A 24,123-nucleotide genomic window follows, 5' to 3' on the forward strand; every position below is an offset into this window, starting at 1 on the left:
CGATGGACGCAGGAGACAGGACCCTGAACGAGGATTCGATCAACGACCAGCCCATGCCGCTGCTGGAGCATCTGGTGGAATTGCGGCGCAGGCTGCTGTGGTCCATGGCGACGTTCGTGGTGTGTTTCGCCGTCTGTTACTATTATTCGGAACAGATCTACTTCTTCCTTGCCCGTCCGCTTGGCACGATCATGCGGCAGAAGGGGGAACAGCCGCACCTGATCTATACCGCGCTGTATGAGGCATTCTTCACCTACATGAAGGTCGCCTTCTTTGGCGCGGCCTGCCTGTCCTTTCCCATGGTGGCGGTGCAGGCGTGGATATTCATCGCGCCTGGACTGTACCGTAGCGAAAAACGTGCTTTCGCACCTTTCCTTGTCGCGACGCCGATCATGTTCGCCCTGGGTGCCGCGCTGGCCTATTATTTCATTTTCCCTGCCGCGTGGAAGTTCTTCCTCTCCTTCCAGACGGCGGATGGACAGGACGGGCTGCAGATCGAACTGCAGGCCAAGGTGTCGGAATACCTGTCGCTTGTCATGAAGCTCATCATGGCGTTCGGCATGGCGTTCGAACTGCCTGTGGTGCTGACGCTCATGGCGCGGGTGGGGCTGGTGACATCGAAGGGACTGGCGAAGGTACGGCGATACGCCTATGTGGGCGCGTTCGTGGTCGCGGCCATCCTGACGCCGCCTGACGTGATTACCCAGACCGGACTGGCCGTGCCGCTGATCGGGCTTTACGAGATTTCCATTCTTTGCGCCCGCCTTGTCGAGCCGCGCAATCCGCCTGAAGAGACCGAGGAGACATCCTGATGCACGACCTGCGCGCCCTCCGCGCCGACCCCGATGGTTTTGACGCCGCCCTGAAGCGGCGCGGGGAGCCTGCAGTGGCTTCCACCGTGCTTGTGCTGGACAGGGAACGCCGCGCGGCGGAAACCGAACTGCAGGAACTCCAGTCCCGCAGGCGCACGATCTCCAAGGAAATCGGGGCGCTGCGCCGCAAGGGCTGCGATACCTCCGACCTTGAGGCCGAGGTGGCATCAGGCAAGGCGCGGATGGAAGAACTCCAGACGCAGGTGGATACGCTGGACGGCCAGTTGCGCAACACGCTGGAACGCCTGCCCAACCAGCTTGACGCGACCGTGCCCGACGGTGCGGACGAAAGCGGCAACGTGCAGGTTCACCAGAAGGGAACGCCCAAGGAGTTCGCCTTTACCCCGCGTGAGCATTACGAGCTGGGCGAAGCGCTGGGCATGATGGATTTCGAAACCGCATCCCGCCTGTCGGGCACGCGGTTCGTGGTGCTGCGTGGCCAGCTTGCCCGTCTGGAGCGCGCGCTGGGCCAGTACATGCTGGACCTGCATACCGGCAGCAACGGGTATGAGGAAACGGCCGTTCCCGTTCTGGTCAACAGCGAAGCCATGTATGGCACCGACAAGCTGCCCAAATTCGCCGATCAGTCCTTCCGCACGGAAGATGGCCGCTGGCTGATCCCCACGGCGGAGGTGCCGCTGACCGCCACCGTATCGGGCCAGATCCTGCCTGCGGACGTGCTGCCGCTGCGCCTTGTCGCCCTGTCTTCATGCTTCCGTAGCGAGGCAGGTGCCGCGGGACGTGATACCCGTGGCATGCTGCGCCAGCACCAGTTCCAGAAAGTGGAGATGGTCAGCATCACCGCGCCGGAAGAAAGCGATGCCGAGCATGAGCGCATGACGCGCTGCGCGGAAATGGTGCTGGAAGGGCTGGGCATTCCCTACCGGCGCATGCTGCTCTGCGCGGGGGATACCGGCTTTGGCGCCGCAAAGACCTTCGATCTTGAGGCATGGTTGCCGGGCCAGCAGGCGTGGCGCGAGATTTCGTCGTGTTCCACCACGCGCGATTTTCAGGCCCGCCGCATGAACGCCCGTTTCCGCGCGGGGGATGGCAAGCCTGCCTTCGTCCATACCCTGAACGGTTCGGGGCTGGCCGTGGGCCGCACGCTGATCGCCGTGATGGAAAATTACCAGAACGAAGATGGCAGCGTCACCGTGCCCGACGTGCTGCGCCCCTACATGGCCGGGGTGGAAGTTATCCGCGCGGGCTGAAATCCGTAGCAGGGCTGGCGGGTACTACCGCCGGGCACCGTGTTGGATGGAGCGGGCAGGGCGGGCAGTGTACCGTGCCTGCCCGTTCTGCTTTCTGTTCCCTGATCCGCCTTCACGGGCGCCATGAAGGAAGTGGTACGGGGCAGGGTACGCTCCGCCCGCGTCACCGCCGTTTGCGGGGCGGGCGCTTGCCGCCGGGGGCTGCGTCGCGGTTGCGCCGTCCCGGCGGGCTGCTCCGTCTGTCCGGGCTGAAGGGGGATGTCCGGGGCGTGCGGGCGCGGATGCTCTGCTGGCGCAGCACGTCTTCGATCCAGTCATTGAGGCGCGCGGTCGTGGCTTCCGCTTCCTCGCGGTTGACGTAGGCTTCGGGGAAGCGCAGCGCCAGCCAGCGCCATGCCACCAGCCGCTTGTGCCGCTTTTCCGCGCGTTCCAGTTCGGTACGTTCCGCCCGTTCCGGCGCGGGCAGGGGACCGGTGCCCGGCGGGGCCACGCTGTTGCCCGCGGCATGGTCCGCCGCCCAGTGGACAAGACGCTGGATGCCATTGTCACGGTCATCCACCGGGCACATGGCGTAGACCCAGCGCTGCGCCAGTGTCAGGTCAGCCACACCTTCCAGTGCGGTTGCGATGGCGAAGGCCTGTTCCATGTTGGCCAGCCGGTAATTCGGGTCGTCACGGCGCAGCACCGCGCGGCGGATGCGCACCAGCACGCCAAACAGGCTGTCCGATCCGATTTCGGCCGCGACGGCCTGCACGATGTCGGCATCCGGCTGGACCTGCGGGCGCATGTCCTCGATCGGCTGGGGCGGGGCGGCCAGCATGGCATGGATGAACGATGGGCTGCCCACCCCTTCCAGCACGGCGACGACGCCCTGTTCATGCTTGCCGAAGCGTCCGGCGCGACCGCCGATCTGCTTGACTTCCTGCGGGTTGAGGTCGCGCGTCTGGTTGCCGTCATATTTGCGCAGGGCCGCGAACACGACCCGGCGGATGGTCAGGTTCAGCCCCATGCCGATGGCGTCGGTCGCGATCAGGATATCGGCGTCGCCGTTATTGAAACGCTGGGCTTCCGCGCGGCGGACTTCGGGGCTGAGTGCGCCGTACACCACCGCCACCCGCTTGCCATGCGCCAGCAGCATCGCGCGCAGGTCCAGCACCTCGCGCCGGGAAAAGGCGATCAGCGCATCATGCTTCTGCAGTTCATGCAGGCTTACGGCCCGTTCGGCGGCAACCAGCGGGCTTTTGCGCTCCAGCCGGATTTCGTCCACCGGGTCGCCGCACAGTTCCGCAATGCGCTTCACCATGGGAATGCAGTCCGGCGCGCCCAGCACGAACAGGTGCCGCGCCGGTGCCCCCATGATGGCTGCCGTCCATGCCGCCCCCCGGTCGGGGTCGGTCAGCATCTGGGCTTCATCGATGATCGCGACATCGACGGGATTGTTCAGCGGGCACATTTCCACGGTTGCGGCCAGATGGCGGCTGCCGGGCATGTCGATGCGTTCTTCCCCCGTGGCAAGGGATGTGGGCACCCCGCGTGCCATGAGCGACTCGCGGAACTCATGCGCCAGCAGGCGTAGCGGGGCCAGCGCCAGCCCGCTTTCCGCCTGTGCCAGCGCATCAAGGGCCGTATGCGACTTGCCGCTATTGGTCGGTCCCGTCACCAGTGTGATGCGGCGGTTGAGCGCGCGTGCGGTGCGGAAATGGGCGGCGTAGCGGTCAAGGGCCGCCACCTGCGCGATGACCGCATTGCCCACGCGCCGGTTGCCAAGATCGGGCGCGATAGGGGCGCGGCTGGTGCTGTCTGTTCCATCCCTGCGCCATTCGGGAATCTGCTGGCGCAGGGCCATGAGTTCGGCGGGATCGAACTCCCAGCGTTCCTGCCCGTTGGACTGGGGCACGCGACGGGCGACGGGCAGGCGGTTTTCCGCAATCCAGCGCAGGGCCTCGCGCTGGGAACAGCGCAGCAGGCCCGGCACATCGCTGAACGGGACAAGGCTTTTTTCCCATGCGCGCAGGCGCTGGACTTCCTCGCGCCTGCGGGCGCGGGCCGTATCCTCGATTTTTGCGTCCCGGTCCTTGCGGCTGCTTTCCTCACGCTCCAGATCGGTAGCGAAGGTGTCCGTATCGGCCAGGGCGAAGGCATCCGCCACCGCACGGGCAAGCGTGCCGAGTTCACCGGGGGAGAGGACCCGGCCGGTGCCATCGAACAGGTCGGCACGGATATTGTCCACCGCAGCGCGTGGCGTATCGCCCTGCGCGCGCAGTCTGGCCTGCACCACGGGGGCGAGGGCGGCAAGCAGGCGCGCATCGTCGGGTTCGGGATCATCCACCGTTATGGCGGCGGCTTCCGTATCCGCGCGTGTAACCCATACCTGCCCTGCGCGGCGCGTAAGGTCCATCAGGCGCGAACCCCACGGCTTGCGCCGGACGGTGCATATGGCCGCGCGGAAGGCGGCGTCATCTATCCGGTCGGCGCCGGGTTGCAGCATGCGGGCGATCACGCGCTCCAGCTTCGGGCGTTCGCGGTTTTCAACATGCAGCCCGCTGGAGGCAATCGCGGCGTCCAGCGCCAGCAGGGCCGGGGCGGCCCGGTCGGGGAATTCTGAAGTCATGTCTATCTATGTGCGTCATCCACGCGGCGGGGACAATGGACTCAGTACTTGCATCCATACGCGAATTCATTGAATACAGGCCCGCATCGTACGCGTGTGACGTGACATGAGCGCCCCGGCATGGGCATTGTGCGGTGAATTCAGCTTCCCGTGGCGCGTGATATATTTGTTTGTGCTGGAATTCCACGCTGTGGATGGCCTAAACATTCCCGCCTCAGCCACGCAGTGCGGTGGGGGGCATGTTTCAGGAGATCCTGTGTCCGCGGTCCCTCCAGCCGGGAGAATGACAACCTGATGTCCGATACGTTGATTATGCCAACTTCCGAGACCATGCTCACCGGGCTTGCACCGGTCGAGGGGCAGGAAGGCGTGTTCCACCTCGCCGAGCCGAGCAAGGAATACGGACACCTGAACGCTGAAACCGTTCTGTCGGTTCATCACTGGACCGACCGGCTGTTCAGCTTCACCACCACGCGCGACCCGGCGCTGCGCTTCGAGAACGGCCAGTTCACGATGATCGGCATCGAGGTCGAGGGCAAGCCGCTGCTGCGCGCCTACAGCATCGCCAGCGCGAATTACGAGGATCACCTCGAATTCCTGTCGATCGCCGTGCCCGATGGCCCGCTGACATCGCGCCTGCGCCATGTGAAGGTGGGCGACAAGGTGCTGATCGGGCGCAAGCCGGTCGGAACACTGCTGCTGGACAACCTGCGTCCGGGCCGTAACCTGTATTTCCTGTCCACGGGCACGGGGCTTGCGCCGTTCATGAGCCTGATCAAGGACCCGGAATGCTATGACCGTTACGAGCACGTGATCCTGAGCCACACGGTACGCATCTCGGGTGAACTGGCCTATTCCAACCATATCCGCCATGAACTGCCCGAGCATGAATTCCTGGGCGAGGACGTGTCGGGCAAGCTGCTGTACTATCCCGCCGTCACGCGTGAGGAATTTGCCGTCACCGACCGCATCACCAAGCTGATCGAGACGGGCAGGATCTTTACCGACCTGAACATTCCCGAACTCGACCCCGAGCATGACCGCGTCATGATCTGCGGTTCGCCGGAAATGCTGGCCGATACGGAAAAGATGCTGCAGGCACGTGGCTTTGATGAGGGCAACAACTCCCATCCTGGCGCCTATGTAGTGGAAAAGGCGTTCGCTGAACGTTGATCCCATGCCCCGGCCGGGCGCGCTGGCCGGGGCTTTTTTATGGGCCGCCCCGTCGCGTGGCGGCCCGTTGCCGGAGCGACGCGTGCCGTTTCGTCCTTCCGGCCGGAACAGGATGCGGAACTGGCATGAGTTATGATTTTGATCTGTTCGTAATTGGCGCGGGTTCCGGCGGGGTGCGGTGCGCGCGCATCGCGGCGGGCCATGGCGCGCGTGTGGCGGTGGCGGAAAGCCGGCACTGGGGCGGCACCTGCGTCAATCTGGGCTGCGTGCCCAAGAAGCTTATGGTTCAGGCCAGCGATTATGGCGACTGGGTGGAAGACAGCCACGGTTTTGGCTGGAACACGCGGCGGGGCCATAATGACTGGGCCGAACTGATCGCCGCCAAGGACCGCGAGATCACGCGCCTCAACGGCATTTACGTCTCCATGCTGGAAAAGGCCGGGGTGTCCCTGTTTACCGGGCATGCCACGATCGAGGACGCGCATACCCTGCGCATCGACCCGTCCCCGCTTGCCCCCCATGCCGCCCCGCGCCGGGTCACCGCCGCACGGATTGTCATTGCTGTGGGTTCCACCCCCACCATGCCCGCGATCGATGGGATCGGGCATGCCATTTCCTCCGATCAGGCGTTCCACCTGAAGGAACGGCCCGCGCGGGTGTGCATGGTGGGCGGCGGATATATCGGGGTGGAGTTCGCCGGTATCTTCCGTGGTCTCGGTTCGGAAGTGGATCTGGTCTACCGCCAGCAGCTACCGCTGCGCGGCTTTGATTCCGATCTGCGCCACGCTTTGCATGACGCCATCGACCTGCGCGGAATCCGCCAGCATGTCGGTGCGTCACCCACCAGCATCGACCGGCTGGCGGATGACAGTTTTGTCGTAACGCTGGACAATGGCGCCCGTATCGAGACGGACTGCGTCTTCTTCGCTACGGGACGCCATCCGAAAGTCGCCAGTCTGGGCCTGATTCAGGCCGGTGTCGCGACACAGGAGAACGGGCGCATCATCGTTGATGAAAATGGTGAGACCTCGATCCCCGGCATCTACGCCATTGGTGACGTGACCAACCGCCTAAACCTGACCCCCGTCGCCATTGCGGAAGGGCATATGCTGGCTGACCGCCTGTTCGGCAATGAACCGCCGCGGCAGTGGTCGTTCGCCACCACGCCCAAGGCCGTGTTCTTTACCCCCGCGCTGGCCAGTGTTGGCCTGACGGAAACGGAAGCCGCCCATAACGGCGATGTGGATATTTACATCAGCCGCTTCCGCCCCATGCGCAATACACTCAGCGGGCGGGCACAGCGCACGTTCATGAAACTGGTGGTCGATCAGGCCAGCCAGACGGTGGTGGGCGCACATATGCTGGGTGATGACGCGCCCGAGATCATGCAGGGGCTGGCCATTGCCGTCACCGCCGGGCTGAAGAAGGGCGACTGGGACCGTACCATCGGTATCCATCCTTCGGCGGCGGAGGAATTCGTGACCATGCGGACCCGCACGCGCGTCACGCCGCGTAGCGCAGAGTAGGCGCGGACGCTCCAGCGCCGGTCCTGTGCATGGGTACGGGACCGACCAGGCATGAAAAAACCGTTGGGGACCGATCCGCCAACGGTTTTTTTATTTAATATTGCACGCTGGCTTTAGCGCGGCGCGACCCAGCCATTGCCGGTGGAATCGCCAAGCTGCCCATCACCGTTGATCCCGCTGCTCTGGTATGCGGAACCGAAGCGCGACAGATCCGTGCCCGTGACCGAATCACGATGGACGTGTTCCAGATGGTCGGGGTCAGGGCCATGGTTCAGTTCCATGGACGGCGCTTCCTCATAGCCCGGCGGCAGGTGGCCGCGCTGGCCGTGAACGGTCATCCGGTCCTCGTTCTGGCTGCTGTCATCGCTGCTGTCCGCTGCGGGCGCGGCCATGGCTGTCACGCTGAACAGGCACAGCCCGGCCGATAGGGCGGTTATGAATTTCCCACGTGACGTGGCCATGATCCGTAATCCTTTTACCTGAGTGGCAAGCATGCCAACCCGCCCCCTTTTGGGGAAGCGCCGGTCTGACAGCCCAACCATGTCGCTTTTACATATGGGTTCCGGCCCATGGCAATGCGACCTTCTGGCGTAATGATACGCAGGCTTTGTGGCGACAATGCAACATTTCCCGCCAGCAGGCCCCCACCGATCCCCCGCAAAGCCCAGAACAGGCTTTGCGTTGCCGGGGTTTTTTCGACATAAAGGCTGCCCTTCCGCCACAGGCGGCGGGGATTGTCTTGTATCAAGAGGAATTAGGATCCGACCCATGAGTGCGACGCACAAGCATAACAGTTCTTCCCGGCAGGCCTGGACGCCGGAGAGCTGGCGGTCGTTTCCGGCGCGGCAGATGCCGCGATACCCTGATGAAGCAGCGGTGGAGGACGTGGAAGCACGCCTGCGCCGTTATCCGCCGCTGGTCTTCGCCGGGGAAGCCCGCCGCCTGCGCGCCCATCTGGCCAAGGCCGCTACGGGACAGGCTTTCGTGCTGCAGGGCGGTGCATGTGCCGAAAGCTTCAGCGAATTCACCGCTGACATCGTGCGCGACACCTTCCGCGTACTGTTGCAGATGGCGGTGGTGCTGACGTTCGGTGCAAAAGTGCCGGTCATCAAGATCGGCCGCATGGCGGGGCAGTACGCCAAGCCGCGCTCTTCCGATATGGAAACGAAGGATGGCGTGAGCCTGCCGTCCTACCGTGGCGATATCATCAACGGTTCCGACTTTACGGAAGCTGCGCGCATTCCCGATCCCCGGCGGATGGAGACGGGGTATTTCCAGTCCGTCGGCACGATGAACCTGCTGCGCGCGTTCGCGGGCGGTGGTTATGCCAACCTGCATGAGGTCCATCGCTGGAACCTCGGCTTCGTCGAACGTTCGCCGCTGGCGCAGCGTTATGGCCAGCTTGCCGAACGCATTGGCGAAACGCTGGACTTCATGGCTGCCTGCGGCCTGACGGCGGCCACCACGCCCCAGATTGACGAGACCGAGTTCTATACCTCGCACGAAGCCCTGCTGCTGCCCTATGAGCAGGCGCTGACCCGCATCGATTCGACATCGGGCGAATGGTATGACTGCTCGGCCCATTTCGTGTGGATTGGTGACCGTACCCGCCAGCCCGATGGCGCGCATGTCGAATTCCTGCGTGGCGTGCGCAACCCCATCGGCATCAAGGTCGGTCCCACCACGACCATCGAGGATCTGGAGCAGCTTCTCGATATCCTCAATCCGACCGATGAAGCGGGGCGCATTTCGCTCATCTCGCGCATGGGGGCGGGCAAGGTGCGTGATCATCTGCCGCCGCTGCTCGATAAAGTGATGGCCACCGGACGCACGGTCACGTGGTTGTGTGACCCCATGCATGGCAACACCAGTTCGACCGCATCGGGCGTCAAGACGCGGTCCTTCGATGCCATCCTGTCCGAGATTCACGGGTTTTTTGACGTGTTCGAGGCCGCTGGCGCCAGCCCCGGCGGCGTGCATTTCGAGATGACCGGGCAGAACGTGACCGAGTGCATCGGCGGTGCCCACCGCTTGACGGAAGACGACCTTGGTGAACGCTATGAAACCTTCTGCGACCCGCGCCTGAATGCCGAACAGTCGCTTGAGATGGCGTTCCGTCTGGCTGAGGAACTGAAAACGCGGGTCGGTCGTATCGCTGGCGGGGCAGACTAGTCCCGCCATCAGGGGGGATCAGGAGGGTGCATGACCCAAGGTGACCATGCCGGTCAGGGCGCGTTGGCCGATCCGGCGGCATATGATGTGATTGCCGACCGTACGGATGCCTACTTCAACCGCACGCGCGCCATTGTGGAGCATTTTGGCGACAGGAAGGTGACTTACGCCATCTTCCTGCGCCGCCCGGTCATTTCCGCCCCCCGCCTCATGGTGGACTGGTTCCGTGCCGTGGCGGCGAAACAGGGCGTGGATATCGACTGCACCATCATGTTTCCCGAAGGGACGTGGGTGGGGGCGGGCGAACCGCTGGCCTATGTGACCGGGTCGTTTGCATGGCTCGCCACGCTGGAGACGCTTGCGCTCCAGCGGCTTGGCCCGGCCTGCGTTGCCGCCCATAACGCCTATCAGATGGCCATGGCGCTGCCGCATGTGCGTTTCATGGCGATGGAAGCCCGCCACTGCGCGGGCTTCGACATGCAGGACCAGATGGCCTATGCCGCCTCCGTCGGCAGTCGCGCCGCGCAGAAGGAAGGCGCGCTGGGTTTTGTCGGGGGCGCCAACGACGCCACGGCCCATTATTTCGGGACCGGCAAGGGACTGGGCACCATGCCCCACGCCTTGGTGGGGTATGCCGGGTCCACGCTGCGCGCGGCCGAGATGTTTCATGAAGTCTATCCCCAGATGGACCTTGCCGTCCTCGTCGATTATTTCGGGCGCGAGGTGACGGATGCGCTGGAAGTCTGCCGCCATTTCCCCGAACTGGCCGCAACCGGACGCATCGGCGTGCGGCTCGATACCCATGGCGGCCGCTTTCTGGAGGGGCTGGACCCGCAGTCTTCATACGCGGTGCTGGAACGCCACTCGCCGGGCAGCATACGGCGCTACCGCTCCGACAAGGAACTGAGCTATCTTGTCGGCACCGGCGTTTCCGCCGCCGCCATCTGGCGCATGCGCGAAGTGCTGGACGAGGCGGGATTTCCCCATGTGCGCATCATTGCGTCCTCGGGTTTCAGTGTGGAAAAATGCCTCAGCATGGCGGATGCCCACGCCCCGGTCGATGTGATCGGGACCGGTTCCTTCATTCCCGACCGCTGGTCGGAAACATACGCCACGGCGGATATCGTGGCCTATGACGGCACGCCACGGGTCAAGGTCGGGCGCGAGTTCCTGCTGCGCCGCAACGGCGGCTGACAGCGCGCGGCCCCGCCCGTGGGGACGGATAACGAAAGGCTTCATCTTGTCAGAGACCATTTTTGCCCCCGAAGGGGGGTGGCGCGTACGGATTCTGGATCTGTCAGGCGGCGCGGAGGACAATATTGTCGAGGAAGTGGGTGGTTTCCCCGACCTGATTCAGGCCAACGCCTTTGCGCGCGCCTATGTGCGCGACAGCATCGAACGCTGCCGTATGCCCGGCCTTTCGGCGGCTGACATTCTCAAGGCCTGGTTCTCCTTTGGGGAGGATGCGGAAGTGCTGGAAGCAGGCGATCAGGGCTGGCGTTCAGCCAATGAACTGGATGATTTCGCAGCGCACGCCGCCACCCCGATGGAACGCGACTGGCGGGCGTTTGATCCCCGCCGTGGCGATGATGAGGATGACGGGGCATAAGGATACCCTCAGTTCACTTCGCAATTATCAGAAGTCATAAAAGTTTTGGGTGCTGCCTTTTTTCAACAAGGCGGCGTTCCCCGTAACCCATTAAAACAATCGCCCCATGTGCCGGGTACTGGACGGCTAAGCTGTTCAGATACCCTGCTGCGAATCTGACGGGGCCGGCATGTCGGGCCGTTGCCGCAGGTCGGTGTATTCCACACCGGATTGCGCATGTGTTCTCTGGCATTTGGGGCGTAATCGCCGCATATAGGGGGCATGAAACTCCGTTTTGCGCCCAGCCCGACCGGGCTGATCCATGTCGGCAATGCGCGTCAGGCCATTGCCAATGCCCTGTTTGCCCGCCGCCACAATGCACGCTTCCTGCTGCGTATTGACGATACCGATCGCGGTCGATCGAAAGAGGAGTATGTGCAGGCCCTGCAGGATGACCTGCGCTGGCTGGGCATCGGGTGGGATGAATTCGTCCGCCAGTCGGATCGTCTGGACCGTTACGCACTGGCCATCGAACAGCTGAAGGCCAGCGGGCGGCTCTATCCCTGTTTTGAAAGCGAACAGGAACTGGCCTCCAAACGTGAGGCGCGCATCCGCATGCGCAAGCCCCCGGTCTATGATCGCGCGATGCTGCGCATGACGCCCCAGCAGCGCGCGCAGGCTGAAGCCAATGGCAAGGTGCCTTACTGGCGCTTCCGGCTGTCCGACCATCGCACGGTGGAATGGAACGATCTTGTCATGGGGCCGTCGCGCGTCAAGCTGCCCGCGATTTCCGATCCCGTTCTGGTCCGTGCCGATGGCACGGTGCTGTATACGCTGGCCTCGGTCGTCGATGATATGGAAACGGGCATTACCCACGTCATCCGTGGGGAAGACCACGTCACCAATACCGGCGTGCAGATCGACATTGCCGAGGCGCTGGGTGCGAAGCGCAACCGCTTCACCTTCGCGCATCTGCCGCTCCTGCTGGATGAAGGCGGCGGCAAGCTGTCCAAGCGGTTTGACGGGCTTTCGATTCGGGCGCTGCGTCAGGACGGGATCGAGCCATCGGCCATTGTGTCCTATCTTGCCCGGCTGGGCAGCGCGGATGACCCGGCCCCGCTGTCGTTTGATGAACTGGCTGCCAGCTATGACCTCAACCGCGTTTCGCGTTCCGCCGCGCGGTTTGACATGCGGCAGTTGCTGGGCCTGAACCGCCGCATCATGCACGCCATGCCTTTCGATGAAATCCGCAGCCGCCTGCCAGAAGGGGCGACGGAAGCCTTCTGGCTTGCCGTGCGTGGCAATGTGGATATGGCGGGCGAACTGCGCCACTGGTGGGATGTGGTTGCGGGCGAGATCGTGCCCCCGGTAATGGAAGCGGAAGATACGCCTTTCCTGTTGCAGGCCCTCGAAGTCCTGCCCGATGCGCCATGGGACGACACGGTGTGGAAGACATGGACCACCGCCATCCGGGAGGCCACGGGCCGCACGGGCCGCGCCCTGTTCCATCCGCTGCGCCTTGCCCTGACGGGGGAGGATAGTGGACCGGAAATGCGTGACCTGCTGCCGCTCATGGGGCGGGAGCGTGTTGCGGGGCGCCTGCGGATTGCAGCGCGCTGACATGAAAAAAGCCCGGTTCGCACCGGGCTTTTTTATTAAAGGGTGGTTATGGCCATCCCTTATTTGGCGTCTTTCTGCCGTGCCTTGCGTCCGCGTGACAGTTCCGTCACCACGCCGTGCAGGGTGCGCAGTTCCTGTTCCGTCACTTCCCCGCGCAGGAAGAAGTGGCGCAGGTTGCGCACCATCCCCGCGCGCTTCTGTTCGTTGCGCAGGAACCCACATTCATCCAGATCACCGATCAGGTGGCGCATGAAGTTGTCGAGTTCGCCCCGTGTCGCGACATGCGTCTCGTTGGTCATGAGGGTGCGCTGGGGCGTGGCGTCTTCGGCCATCCACCATTCATAGGCCATGATCATCACCGCCTGCGCCAGATTGAGCGACATGAAGGCGGGGTTGAGCGGATACCGGATCAGTGCATCGGCGCGGGCCATGTCCTCGTTATCCAGTCCGGCGCGTTCCGGGCCGAACATAAGCCCGACCTTCAGGCCACGCCCGGTCATCTCACGCAGTTCTGCGGCACCGCCCCGGGCGGTCAGCACGGGTTTGACGATGTGGCGCGGGCGCGGGCAGGTGGCGAAGACATGATGCAGGTCGGCTACTGCGTCATCGACCGTTTCATGCACCGTGGCGGCTTCCAGAATGCGGTCCGCGCCCGATGCGCTGCGCCATGCGCGTTCCAGCGGCCAGCCGTCGCGCGGGGCGACAAGCCGCATGTGAAACAGGCCGCCATTGGCCATGGCGCGCGCGGTGGTGCCGATGTTTTCCGCCATCTGCGGGCGGACAAGGATAACGACCGGACTGTTGCCTATGGGGCCAATATCCGCCCCGCCGTCACGTCCGGTCATGCCTGTCTCCATGTCGTGCCCTGCGGGCCATCTTCCAGCACAATACCCTGTGCCGCCAGTTCATTGCGGATTGCGTCCGCGCGGGCGAAATCACGCGCCTTGCGCGCGGCCAGCCGTTCGGCGATCAGGGCTTCGATGGCGCTGGCATCCACATCTACCCCGCCACGGAACCACTGTTCGGGCGTATCATGCAGCAGCCCGATCAGGTTGCCCGCCGCCTTCAGGCGGGCAGCGGCAATGTTGCCGCCAGCCGCCGCGTCATGGGCCAGCGCGTCATCGGCCAGCGCGTGCATTTCCGCCAGCGCGCGGGGGGTGTTCAGGTCATCGCACAGCATCTGCACGAACCGTTGGGGCGGCGGGGCGGTGATGCCGGGATCAAGCTTTTCCAGCGCGCGGTAGAAGCGGTCGAGCATCTGGCGCGCTTCATCCAGACCGGCCTGCGTAAAGTTCAGCACCGAACGGTACTGCGCGCGCAGCAGCAGCAGGCGCAGGGCTTCGGGCGGGGTGTCCCGCAGCACGTCGCGCACGGTCAGGAAGTTGCTGAGCGATTTCGACATCTTCTCCCCGTTCACCAGCAGCATCGCATTATGCACCCAGTGATTGGCGAAGCGTCCGTGCGGATGGCAGCACATGCTCTGCGCGCGTTCGTTTTCGTGGTGGGGGAACAGAAGGTCCGACCCGCCGCCATGGATGTCGAAGCTTTCGCCCAGATAATGATGCGACATGGCCGAGCATTCAATATGCCAGCCCGGCCGCCCCCGGCCCCACGGGCTGTCCCAGCCCGGCGTCTGGTCATCCGATGGCTTCCACAGCACGAAGTCGCCCGGATCACGCTTGTAGGGGGCGACTTCCACCCGTGCGCCGGCGATCAGGTCATCCGGGCTGCGTCCCGACAGCGCGCCATAGGACGGATAGGTACTTACCGCGAACAGGACATGGCCCTGCGCTTCATAGGCATGGCCGCTTTCGATCAGGCGGCGGATCATGTCCTGCATCTCACCGATATGGTGGGTCGCGCGCGGTTCCGCATCCGGGGACAGGATGGAGACGGCCTGCAGGTCCTCATGAAAATCGCGGATGGTGCGTGCCGTCAGGTCCGCGATGGATTCGCCGTTGGCATGGGCGCGGGCGTTGATCTTGTCATCCACGTCCGTGATGTTGCGCACATAGGTCACGCGTGGATACAGGTGGCGCAGCAGGCGCACCAGCACATCCGCCGTAACCATGGCGCGCAGGTTGCCGATATGCGCCAGATCATAGACCGTGGGGCCGCAATAATAGACCCGCACGTTCTGCGGGTCGAGCGGGACGAAGGGAACGGTGCTGCGGGTCCTGCTGTCGTGCAGGTGCAGGCGGGGCTGTGTATCGGGCATGATGCGTCTAGATGCGACAGACAGCCGGTGGGACGCAAGACCTCATCTGCGCGTGCCTCCACGCGGCGGATGAATGCCCGGCCAACCCGTCCCGCCGGGCCATCCGGTCAGCCGATTTCCTGTCCGATCTGCTTGATGTCATGAAAGGCCAGATCGGGGTTTCCCTCCGCCGTGCGACGCATCATGAACGCGGAAGATGCAAGGAAGACCGGGTCGCCATCAATGTCATCCGCCATGGCCGTGCGGTTGGCCATGGAAAAGGTTTCCAGCTTTTCCCGTGGTCCCGTGACCCAGCGCGCAAGGTTGTAGGGCGTGGATTCAAAACCGATCGCCACGCCATATTCGCCCTTCAGCCGGGCCTGCAGCACGTCAAGCTGAAGCGTGCCCACCACGCCCACGATGGGGGGCGCGCCATCCTGCGGGCGGAAAAGCTGGACCACGCCTTCTTCCGCCAGTTCGGTCAGCGCCTGACGCAGCTTCTTCGCCTTCATCGCATCATCCAGCCGCACGCGGCGCAGGATTTCAGGCGCGAAGTAGGGCACGCCGGTAAAGCGCAGGTCCTCGCCTTCCGTCAGCGTATCGCCAATGCGCAGGGTGCCATGATTGGGAATGCCCACCACGTCGCCCGCGAATGCTTCTTCCGCCAACTGGCGGTCACGCGCGAAGAAGAACTGCGGTGTATGCAGGGCGAACTGCTTGCCGATGCGTACGTGCTTAAGCCGCATGCCGCGCTGCAGCCTGCCCGAACAGATTCGCGCAAATGCCATGCGGTCTCGGTGGTTGGGGTCCATGTTGGCCTGGATCTTGAACACCAGCGCGGTCAGGGCGGGTTCGTCGGCGCGGACGTTGCGGGTCTCCGTCGCCTGATCGCGCGGCGGCGGCCCGAAGGCGGCCAGCGCGTCCAGCAGGTCGGTCACGCCGATTTCCTTCATCGCGCTACCGAAAAATACCGGCGTCAGATGGCCCGCATTGAAACTTTCCCGGTCAAATTCGGGCAGTGCCGCTTCAACCAGTTCCAGATCCTCGCTCAACTGCACCATGCGCGGGTCGGACTGGTCCAGTTCCTCGTTTACATGCAGTTCGCGGCTGCGCAGGTCGTAGGTGCCCACGAATTTCGCGGCACGTCCCACCGGCCATGTGGCCGGAGCGGTATCGAGTGCCAGCGAAGATGAGATTTCATCAAGCAGGGCGAACGGGTCCTGCGACTCGCGGTCCATCTTGTTGATGAAGGTGACGATGGGGATATCGCGCAGGCGGCAGATTTCAAACAGCTTGCGGGTCCGGGCCTCGATTCCCTTGGCGGCGTCGATCACCATCACCGCCGCGTCTACCGCCGTAAGTGTGCGGTAGGTATCTTCCGAGAAGTCTTCATGACCCGGCGTGTCGAGCAGGTTGAAGATGCAGCCGCCATATTCAAACGTCATGACCGATGTCACGACGGAAATGCCACGGTCGCGCTCGATGCCCATCCAGTCCGAACGGGTACGCCGCCGCTCACCTTTGGCCCGCACGTTGCCCGCCATCTGGATCGCGCCACCCGCGCGCAGGATGCGTTCGGTCAGGGTGGTCTTACCCGCATCGGGATGGGAGATGATGGCGAAGGTGCGCCGCCGGACAATTTCGGCGGTAAGGGAGGTATCGGCAGCGTTGGCGGTCACGTGCTTGTCCATTCCTGCGGCTGGCCCGGCGGAAAGGATAGGGAACGGGGCAGGGGCCAGAAACGCGGACGCCGGACGCGGGGACAAAGCCCCACGCCCGGCGTCACGCCTGCCCGGTTCCGGGTATTGATCAGCGAGAGTAGAATTCGATGACCAGGTTCGGTTCCATCTGGACCGGATAGGGGACATCCGACAGCTTGGCGCTGCGCAGGAACGTGCCCTTCATCTGGCGATGGTCGACTTCCATGTATTCCGGCACGTCGCGTTCGCCGCTCTGTGCCGCATCCAGCACGATGGCGAGCTGCTTGGACTTTTCACGCACTTCGATCACGTCGCCATCACGCACCAGGAAGGAGGGGATGTTGACCTTGCGACCGTTGACCGTGATATGGCCGTGGCTGATGAACTGGCGTGCCGCGAACGGGGTGATCGCGAACTTCATGCGGTAGACAACCGCGTCCAGCCGGCGTTCCAGCAGGTCGATCAGGTTTTCGGAGGTATCGCCCTTGCGACGCACCGCCTCATCGTAATACTTGCGGAACTGCTTTTCGCCGATGTTGCCGTAGTAGCCCTTCAGCTTCTGCTTGGCCATAAGCTGCACGGAGAAGTCGGACGGCTTCTGCTTGCGGCGCTGGCCATGCTGGCCGGGGCCGTATTCGCGCTTGTTGACCGGGGACTTCGCACGGCCCCACAGGTTCACGCCAAGGCGGCGGTTGATTTTATACTTGCTCTCAAGGCGCTTGCTCATGTCGCGCTCTCACTTCATTCATCTGCATGCACCACGGCGGGCCGTGTTTCATGTCGTTGCACCGGTAGGTCCTGTTCCCCATGAACAGGACGGGCGCGCCACGTATTACCGGCACCGGGGAGCAATCACCCATGGGCACCAGCCGTATCGTCCACATTCCCGGCAGTCGGGCGCGTATAGGGGTACAGCCCGTTCGTGTCAATCATGGCGTGGGGCTGGACCCTGCGTCGGACATGACAAAACCTGTATCGCAGGGGGCTGGCGGCCTGTTATGAAACGGCATGCCGGAACATAGGGAAGGGCTTCGCATGGAAACGCCGCTTACGCAGCGCTGGGGACTGTTTGTCGGGCTTGGGGTGGTATCGCTCGGGCTGGGATTCGTGGCCTGGGCGGACGCGCTGGCGCTGTCGCTGGCCAGCACCATCCTGTTCGGGCTGGTGCTGTTCGTCGCGGGCGCGGTCCAGCTTGTCCATGCCTTTGCCGTACGGGACTGGGATGGCAGGCTGATGTCCATCCTTGGCGGTGGTCTTTATATACTGGCGGGCACGATGATGATGGAGGAACCGGCCACCGGCTCCCTGATCATCACCATTTTCATCGCCGCCTGTCTGGTGGTGTCGGGAATCGGGCGCATCATCATGGCGTTCCGGCAACGTGGGCTGCAGGGCTGGTGGATCATCCTGTTCGGCGGGCTGATCAGCCTTCTGGTCGGGCTGTGCCTGTACATCACGCTGCCATGGTCGGGCCTGTGGCTGATCGGGACATTCATCGCCATTGAACTGATCGCAGCCGGGATCGGCTGGGTCCAGTTCGGCCTTGCCCTGCGCCGGGCCGCCTACCTGCCGCCGGAAGCCTGAGCTGCGGCAAACCGGGCGGCAAGGCTGCGTTCAACGGCACTGTCGCCCGTAACCCCCAGCAGCCGGCGCAGGTCATCGGCGTCCATCTGGGCCTCGAATGCCGGGCCGCCGGGCTGAAACAGGCCTGCCGCTGACAGGCCACCCGCCATGACCGGGTCAAATCCCGCATCATGGATCAGCCAGCCCGCCATAGTGAGCGCCCGCGCCACATCGCCCGCCATGGGCAGCGCCATGCGTGGCGGTGGCCGGTTGCTCTGGGCCAGCAGGGTTGTCATATCCTCTGAATTGAAGGCCCGCACTACGGCGGCGGTGGGAAAGAGCGACTGCGTGACCATGCCCGCGCCCTCAAGCAGCGCCTGACGGCCAATCTTGCCATCGCGCCATGTATACGGATTCGTCGCGTCGATCAGTGGCCTTGCATTCAGGATCGGGCCAATCGTATGCCCGAGCTGCTGCAATGCCCCATAGGGTACCGCCAGCACTACCACATCGCCAAAGGCAGCGGCATCGTGCGATGTGCCCGCGCTGCCGAAATGCAGTTCCTCAACCCGTTCCTGCGCCTCCCTCAATGTCAGGGCGGACAGCATGACCTCGTGCCCCGCCCGGCTCCATAACTGCCCCAGCGTGCTGCCGACATGGCCGGACCCGATCATGCCAATGCGCAGGGGCGTGCGGGCCATGGCGCCATGGGGCGTAAGGACGGGCAGCAGTCCGGCCAGCAGGGTGGTCAGGCTCTGCCTGCGGGTCAGTTTCAGGGGCATGGCTTTCTCCTGCGCGGGCAGCGGGTGGTAGTATGTCGGGATGTCTGATCTGCCGTTTGGTTCTTTGCCGAACTGACAGGTATATGGCACAGAGTTGGGGAAAGCAGGAGTACAGCGTCAATGACCGACACACCCGATCAGGACAGGACTGTTGTAGCGGAATCCGCTGTTCCCGTGGGCGTGGATCATCCGGTCGAGGCACTGCACGACGCCACGCAGGAAGACGAGGCATCGGCTGCGGCGACCGACGTGCCCGATCCCGGCCCGGTGCCCGTGGCCCAGACACAGGTGGTGCCGCAGGCCGATGACGCTGTTGCGACATCCAGCAGCCATGCCGCCGCCATGGCTGGCGCGTCCGCTCCGTTCATGCCCTACAAGGAACTGTTCCAGTTGATGGGGGCAATCGTGTTCGTGCTGGTCGTGCTGGGTGTGGGGTGGAATGCGCTGCATGCTTCGGGCATCTGGCCGGAATAAGGTTGTCTGCCATGCCCTCCGGTCCTTCAGGTTCAGGGGGGCGATAGCCGGACCGAGACGGGGCAGTGATCGGACAGGCGCATGGCCCGCTCCTGTCCACTGCCGCGATAAAGCATGACGCGCAGGCTGTCGGGTTGCAGCCAGCCGCGTGCAGCACCCCCCAGTATGATGTGGTCGATAAAATAGCTGCCCTGCCCGCAGGGGCTGGCATGGCCCGCCGTGGCAAGGGTCAGCGGTCCGTTTTCGGCAAGGTTGCGCAGCGCCGGGTCATCGGGGGCGAGCAGGCGGTTGAAATCGCCCAGCACGGCAAAAGCCTCGCCTTCATCCTGCCGTTCCATGATCCAGTCCTGAATGACGGCAACCTGCCGTAAAAGCGTACGGCAGGCAGGCTTGCGGCTGGTGGGCGACGAATCCCTGCATCCCGCCTTGAGGTGAACGACAAGCAGCCGCAGCGTGTCCGGCCCGCTGCCAATGCTCAGATCCAGACCGGAACGCAGGTGACGCGGGGCGGTGGCGGGATAGACATCCAGCGCGGTAACATCCGCATGGCGCTCCACCTGCAGGTCGGCCCGGATGGCGAGTGCGACCTTCTGCACCACCTGATCGCCCGATATGATGATGTGGTAGGAAGGGGCAGGGAACAGCCGGGCGGCCAGTTCCGGCGTATCCACTTCCTCCAGCGCCGCAATGTCGGGTGCAAGGTGGCGGGCATACCGGGCCAGTGCATCCAGTTCGGCGGGCGTGCGGGGCGTTACATCCGGCGGCAGGGCGGCATCGCCCTGCGTGCGGGTGGTCAGCCAGTCAAGATTCCATGTGGACAGTTTAAGGCTGGCCGCCGCCTGCGCGGGGCTAGGCGGCATGGTGGTGAGGCACGCAAACAGCGCCAGCCACACCCCATGCCGGTGGGAGCCTTCAGGCGGTGGCGGGCGTACCCGACTGGGCGCGCAGCCGGGCGATGGCTTCATCCACATGGACGAACTGCCGCGACGTTTCATCCAGAACGACAACTTCCCCGCTTGCGATGTCATAGAACCATCCCTGCAACGTCAGGGTGCCACGGGCAAGCCCTGCGGCTACGGCGGGATGGGTGCGCAGATGGGCGATCTGAAGCTGGACATTCTGTTCTGCCAGACTGCGTACGGTCGCGGGGCCAGCATCGGATGCCTCCAGCACGGCGCGCGCGGCTTCGGCATTGCGCAGCCAGCTTGCGACGGTCGGCATCTTGTTCAGGTTGGTGGGATCGGGATCGAGCAGGGCCTTCATCGCGCCGCAGTTTGAATGACCGCATACGATGATATGGGACACCTTCAGCGCGCTGACCGCATATTCGATGGCAGACGAGACACCGCCAAGCATTTCCCCATAGGCAGGCACGATATTGCCGATATTGCGCAGCACGAACAGGTCACCAGGCTGGGTCTGGGTAATCATGCTGGGGTTAACCCGGCTGTCGGCGCAGGCGATGAACAGCGTATCAGGGGACTGGCTTTCAGCCAGACTGGCGAACAGCTCGCGGTTCTGGGGGAAAACTTCCGTATTGAAACGTTCCACGCCCTGCAGCAGCTCGATGAGGGTATCCCGGGCAGTATTGGTATCGGCCATTGTAAAATCCTGTCACCTGAATGTCCGGACATTGGGGGAAGCATGCCGTGCGGTACAGCCGCCGTGGCATCCGATGGTCCGGCCTGTCTCTCCTATCCCCTATACCATGGGAAACACCCGGCGGGCATAAATGTTTCTCAATGCAGTGCAGTGGAAATACTATGTAACCACAATATAATTAATAAATATTCACTTTCTGTACTGAATATATTTCATCCTGTGATTGCACAGTACAGCACAACGGCGCGACTGGGCGCGCCGTTGCATGGTATTGGACCGCAGCAAGAAGCGGGGACTAGCCCGCTGCCTGCTTCAGTGCCGCGCGCACCGCATCAAGTGCGGCATCCACCTTGGTGATGTCCGGGCCACCGGCCTGCGCCATGTCGCGTCGGCCACCGCCGCCCTTGCCATCCATGGCGGCACTGGCCACGCGCACCAGCGTCACGGCATCGACCCGTTCCGCCAGATCGGGCGTAGCCGCCACCACGATGCTGCCCTTGCCATCGGCGGTGGAGATCAGCACCACCACGCCGGAGCCGATTTCAGTGCGCAGGGAGTCCGCCAGCGGCTTGAGTTCCTTGGGCGGCAGTTCGCCCACGTTGCGGGCATCGAGTTTGATGCCGTTGATGTCCTCGATGCTGCTGGCGGCCTGACTGCCCGATGCAAGCTTGCGCTGCAGATCGGAAATCTGGCGTTCCATGACCTTGCGTTCTTCCAGCATCACGGCAAGGCGCTCGGGCGCTTCCGCGGGCGGCACGCGCAGCATGGCGGCAATCTGGTTCAGGCGTTCCTCGGTCGCGACGGTGGCGTTTTCTGCGGCACGTCCTGTCACCGCCTCGATCCGGCGCACGCCGGAGGAGACGCCGCTTTCGGACGTGATGCGGAACAGACCGATATCACCCGTGCGGCGCACATGCGTGCCACCGCACAGTTCGATGGACCAGCCTGCTCGCCCTTCTTCCGGGCCACCCATGGACACCACGCGCACTTCATCGCCGTATTTTTCGCCAAACAGGGCCATCGCACCCTGTTCGATGGCTTCTTCCGGCGTCATGTGGCGGGTAGTGACTTCCGTGTTTTCACGGATGCGGGCATTCACCTCCGCTTCGATCTCGGCCAGTTCTTCCGGCGTGATCGGGCGGGGCTGGCTTACGTCAAAGCGCAGGCGGTCGGGTGCGTTCAGGCTGCCCTTCTGCGTGACATGCGCGCCAAGGCGGCGGCGCAGGGCTTCATGCAGCAGGTGGGTTGCGGAATGATGCGCACGGATGGCGCTGCGACGGGTATGGTCAACCTGTGCGGTAACGGCCATGCCGGGTTTGACCGTGCCTTCGACAACCGTGCCGTAATGCACCAGCAGGTCGCCCAGCTTCTTCTGGGTATCCGTGATGGCGATGCGCAGGCCCGGCGCCGTGACCGTGCCGGTGTCGCCAACCTGACCGCCACTTTCCCCGTAAAAGGGTGTCTGGTTCAGCAGCAGTGCGATCTGCGTGCCGGGGCCGGCACTTTCCACCTGCGCATTGTCCACGATTATGGTCTGCACCTCGGCATCCGACGTTTCGGTGGTGTAGCCGAGGAATTCGGTCGCCCCGAAGGTGTCGCGGGCTTCGAACCATACGGTTTCGGTGGCGCTGTCGCCCGAACCGCTCCATGCCGCGCGGGCGCGCCTGCGCTGCACGTCCATGGCTTCATTGAAGCCCGCCACATCCACGCCATGGCTGCTGCCGCGCAGGGCATCCTGCGTCAGGTCAAGCGGGAAGCCGAATGTATCATACAGTTTGAACGCCACATCGCCGGGCAGCGGCGCGCCATCGCCAAGGCGTTCCGTCTCGTCCGCCAGCAGCGACAGGCCGCGGTCGAGCATGGCCTTGAAGCGCTCTTCCTCGCCCTTCATCGTTTCTTCGATCAGGGCGCGGGCATGCACCAGTTCGGGATAGGCTTCGCCCATCTGCCGGATCAGCGCGGGGACCAGACGGTAGAAGGTCGGTTCCGTGGTGCCCATCATGTGCAGGTGGCGCATGGCGCGGCGCATGATGCGGCGCAGCACGTATCCACGCCCGTCCTTGGAGGGCAGCACGCCATCGGCGATCAGGAAGGAAGAGGAGCGCAGATGGTCGGCCACAACGCGATGGCTGGCGTTGAACGGGCCATCGGGGTCCTGACCCGTGATCTCGGCGGAGGCGAGGATCAGCGCGCGGAACGTGTCGATATCGTAGTTGTCGCGCTTGCCCTGCAGGATTGCGGCAAAGCGTTCCAGCCCAAGCCCGGTGTCGATCGACGGACGGGGCAGGGGAGAACGGGTGCCGGGCGGGTTTTCGAAATACTGCATGAACACGAGGTTCCAGATTTCGGTAAACCGGTCGCCGTCTTCCTCGGGGGAGCCGGGCGGGCCGCCTGCCACTTCCGGGCCATGATCATAGAAGATTTCCGAACACGGGCCACAGGGACCGGTATCACCCATGCGCCAGAAATTGTCGGATGTGGGAATACGGATGATCCGGTCATCGGACAGGCCGGCAATCTTGCGCCACAGGGCGGCTGCTTCCTCGTCATCGGCATAGACGGTGGTCAGCAGCCTTTCCTTGGGCAGCCCGAACGTGCCGGTCACCAGCTTCCATGCCAGTTCGATGGCTTCGGCCTTGAAATAATCCCCGAACGAGAAATTGCCCATCATCTCGAAAAAAGTGTGATGGCGGGCGGTATAGCCCACATTGTCCAGATCGTTGTGCTTGCCGCCCGCGCGCACGACCTTCTGCGCCGTTGTCGCGCGGGAATAGGGACGTGTTTCCTGCCCGGTGAAAACGTTCTTGAACTGCACCATACCAGCATTGGTAAACAGCAGCGTGGGATCGTTATGCGGCACCAGTGACGAGGACGGCACGATCTGATGCCCATTCCCGGCAAAATAGTCGAGGAAGGTGGCACGAATGTCGTTTGTTGTGGGCATGGCGGGAAACAGACGATCCTGTATTGAAGATAGATGTAAAACCGGATTCATTCACCTAGCGCACGTAGCAGCGGACCGGAAGTGAGAA

Annotated in this window: 21 protein-coding genes; 11 read left to right on the forward strand and 10 right to left on the reverse strand. The window is 63.7% G+C overall.

All coding sequences use genetic code 11. The annotated features are described in order from the left end of the window. Nucleotides 1-2: 2 nt before the first annotated feature. Together tatC and serS are read left to right on the forward strand one after the other, a co-directional pair. On the forward strand, nucleotides 3-812 hold the full coding sequence (gene tatC, locus ACBR42_RS00850; RefSeq protein WP_282760942.1) for a twin-arginine translocase subunit TatC: 810 nt from the start codon (nucleotides 3-5) through the stop codon (nucleotides 810-812). Continuing rightward, nucleotides 812-2,083, forward strand: coding sequence for a serine--tRNA ligase (serS, locus tag ACBR42_RS00855; protein WP_110546889.1), 1,272 nt, complete (start codon nucleotides 812-814; stop codon nucleotides 2,081-2,083). Before tatC ends, serS begins: the two co-directional genes overlap by 1 nt. A gap of 163 nt (nucleotides 2,084-2,246) precedes the next feature. On the opposite strand, the gene ACBR42_RS00860 is transcribed toward serS, so the two are convergent. Then, the gene (locus ACBR42_RS00860) at nucleotides 2,247-4,694 is read right to left on the reverse strand and encodes a helicase-related protein (protein ID WP_371207066.1); all 2,448 of its coding nucleotides are present in this window, start codon (nucleotides 4,692-4,694) and stop codon (nucleotides 2,247-2,249) included. A gap of 294 nt (nucleotides 4,695-4,988) precedes the next feature. Here ACBR42_RS00860 and ACBR42_RS00865 point away from each other — a divergent pair, with 294 nt between their 5' ends. Then, entirely contained in the window at nucleotides 4,989-5,867 is an 879-nt protein-coding gene (locus tag ACBR42_RS00865) for a ferredoxin--NADP reductase (protein WP_102324630.1), read from the forward strand. Between the two features lie 125 nt (nucleotides 5,868-5,992). Continuing rightward, a complete protein-coding gene (gene gorA / locus ACBR42_RS00870; protein ID WP_118962456.1) occupies nucleotides 5,993-7,393 on the forward strand; it encodes a glutathione-disulfide reductase in 1,401 nt (466 codons plus the stop codon). Between the two features lie 113 nt (nucleotides 7,394-7,506). On the opposite strand, the gene ACBR42_RS00875 is transcribed toward gorA, so the two are convergent. Then, complete coding sequence (locus ACBR42_RS00875) at nucleotides 7,507-7,854, reverse strand: hypothetical protein (protein ID WP_102324628.1); 348 nt, start codon at nucleotides 7,852-7,854, stop codon at nucleotides 7,507-7,509. 307 nt (nucleotides 7,855-8,161) lie between these two features. On the opposite strand from ACBR42_RS00875, the gene ACBR42_RS00880 reads away from it, so the two are divergent. From ACBR42_RS00880 to gltX, 4 genes are all read left to right on the forward strand, one after another. Then, on the forward strand, nucleotides 8,162-9,565 hold the full coding sequence (locus ACBR42_RS00880) for a class II 3-deoxy-7-phosphoheptulonate synthase (RefSeq protein WP_102324627.1): 1,404 nt from the start codon (nucleotides 8,162-8,164) through the stop codon (nucleotides 9,563-9,565). Between the two features lie 30 nt (nucleotides 9,566-9,595). After that, nucleotides 9,596-10,759, forward strand: a complete 1,164-nt coding sequence (locus ACBR42_RS00885) for a nicotinate phosphoribosyltransferase (RefSeq protein WP_371207067.1) — start codon at nucleotides 9,596-9,598, stop codon at nucleotides 10,757-10,759. A 46-nt stretch (nucleotides 10,760-10,805) separates the two neighbouring features. Further along, nucleotides 10,806-11,174: a hypothetical protein gene (locus ACBR42_RS00890; protein WP_102324625.1), complete on the forward strand. Its 369-nt coding sequence runs from the start codon at nucleotides 10,806-10,808 to the stop codon at nucleotides 11,172-11,174. A 261-nt stretch (nucleotides 11,175-11,435) separates the two neighbouring features. Then, nucleotides 11,436-12,773 carry a glutamate--tRNA ligase gene (gene gltX, locus ACBR42_RS00895; RefSeq protein ID WP_110546885.1) on the forward strand — a complete coding sequence of 446 codons (1,338 nt, stop codon included), beginning with the start codon at nucleotides 11,436-11,438 and terminating at the stop codon, nucleotides 12,771-12,773. A 59-nt stretch (nucleotides 12,774-12,832) separates the two neighbouring features. Here the strand turns inward: gltX and ACBR42_RS00900 are convergent, their stop codons facing one another. The 4 genes from ACBR42_RS00900 to rpsD all read right to left on the reverse strand — a co-directional run bounded on the left by ACBR42_RS00900 (nucleotide 12,833) and on the right by rpsD (nucleotide 17,397). After that, entirely contained in the window at nucleotides 12,833-13,618 is a 786-nt protein-coding gene (locus tag ACBR42_RS00900; protein WP_174234077.1) for an RNA methyltransferase, read from the reverse strand. Next, the gene (cysS, locus tag ACBR42_RS00905; protein ID WP_371207068.1) at nucleotides 13,615-14,991 is read right to left on the reverse strand and encodes a cysteine--tRNA ligase; all 1,377 of its coding nucleotides are present in this window, start codon (nucleotides 14,989-14,991) and stop codon (nucleotides 13,615-13,617) included. Before cysS ends, ACBR42_RS00900 begins: the two co-directional genes overlap by 4 nt. Nucleotides 14,992-15,098: 107 nt before the next feature. Continuing rightward, nucleotides 15,099-16,661 (reverse strand): peptide chain release factor 3, encoded by a 1,563-nt coding sequence (locus ACBR42_RS00910; RefSeq protein ID WP_110546882.1) that lies wholly within the window; start codon nucleotides 16,659-16,661, stop codon nucleotides 15,099-15,101. A 118-nt stretch (nucleotides 16,662-16,779) separates the two neighbouring features. Continuing rightward, complete coding sequence (rpsD, locus tag ACBR42_RS00915) at nucleotides 16,780-17,397, reverse strand: 30S ribosomal protein S4 (RefSeq protein ID WP_102324620.1); 618 nt, start codon at nucleotides 17,395-17,397, stop codon at nucleotides 16,780-16,782. Between the two features lie 80 nt (nucleotides 17,398-17,477). On the opposite strand from rpsD, the gene ACBR42_RS00920 reads away from it, so the two are divergent. Then, nucleotides 17,478-17,672, forward strand: coding sequence for a hypothetical protein (locus tag ACBR42_RS00920; RefSeq protein WP_132305664.1), 195 nt, complete (start codon nucleotides 17,478-17,480; stop codon nucleotides 17,670-17,672). Nucleotides 17,673-17,705: 33 nt separating this feature from the next. After that, on the forward strand, nucleotides 17,706-18,254 hold the full coding sequence (locus ACBR42_RS00925) for an HdeD family acid-resistance protein (protein WP_102324619.1): 549 nt from the start codon (nucleotides 17,706-17,708) through the stop codon (nucleotides 18,252-18,254). Here ACBR42_RS00925 and ACBR42_RS00930 read toward each other — a convergent pair. Continuing rightward, nucleotides 18,233-19,015, reverse strand: a complete 783-nt coding sequence (locus ACBR42_RS00930) for an NADPH-dependent F420 reductase (RefSeq protein WP_371207069.1) — start codon at nucleotides 19,013-19,015, stop codon at nucleotides 18,233-18,235. The genes ACBR42_RS00925 and ACBR42_RS00930 overlap by 22 nt on opposite strands. Nucleotides 19,016-19,135: 120 nt before the next feature. Here ACBR42_RS00930 and ACBR42_RS00935 point away from each other — a divergent pair, with 120 nt between their 5' ends. Further along, nucleotides 19,136-19,489 carry a hypothetical protein gene (locus tag ACBR42_RS00935; protein WP_102324617.1) on the forward strand — a complete coding sequence of 118 codons (354 nt, stop codon included), beginning with the start codon at nucleotides 19,136-19,138 and terminating at the stop codon, nucleotides 19,487-19,489. Between the two features lie 32 nt (nucleotides 19,490-19,521). Here the strand turns inward: ACBR42_RS00935 and ACBR42_RS00940 are convergent, their stop codons facing one another. The 3 genes from ACBR42_RS00940 to alaS form a co-directional block, all read right to left on the reverse strand. Then, nucleotides 19,522-20,349: an endonuclease/exonuclease/phosphatase family protein gene (locus ACBR42_RS00940; RefSeq protein WP_371207156.1), complete on the reverse strand. Its 828-nt coding sequence runs from the start codon at nucleotides 20,347-20,349 to the stop codon at nucleotides 19,522-19,524. A gap of 52 nt (nucleotides 20,350-20,401) precedes the next feature. Beyond that, nucleotides 20,402-21,091 carry a carbonic anhydrase gene (locus ACBR42_RS00945; RefSeq protein ID WP_102324616.1) on the reverse strand — a complete coding sequence of 230 codons (690 nt, stop codon included), beginning with the start codon at nucleotides 21,089-21,091 and terminating at the stop codon, nucleotides 20,402-20,404. Between the two features lie 295 nt (nucleotides 21,092-21,386). Further along, nucleotides 21,387-24,035, reverse strand: coding sequence for an alanine--tRNA ligase (alaS, locus tag ACBR42_RS00950; RefSeq protein ID WP_371207070.1), 2,649 nt, complete (start codon nucleotides 24,033-24,035; stop codon nucleotides 21,387-21,389). Nucleotides 24,036-24,123 lie beyond the last annotated feature (88 nt).

It is taken from the genome of Komagataeibacter sp. SM21, assembly GCF_041402665.1.
Taxonomy (GTDB): domain Bacteria; phylum Pseudomonadota; class Alphaproteobacteria; order Acetobacterales; family Acetobacteraceae; genus Komagataeibacter; species Komagataeibacter saccharivorans.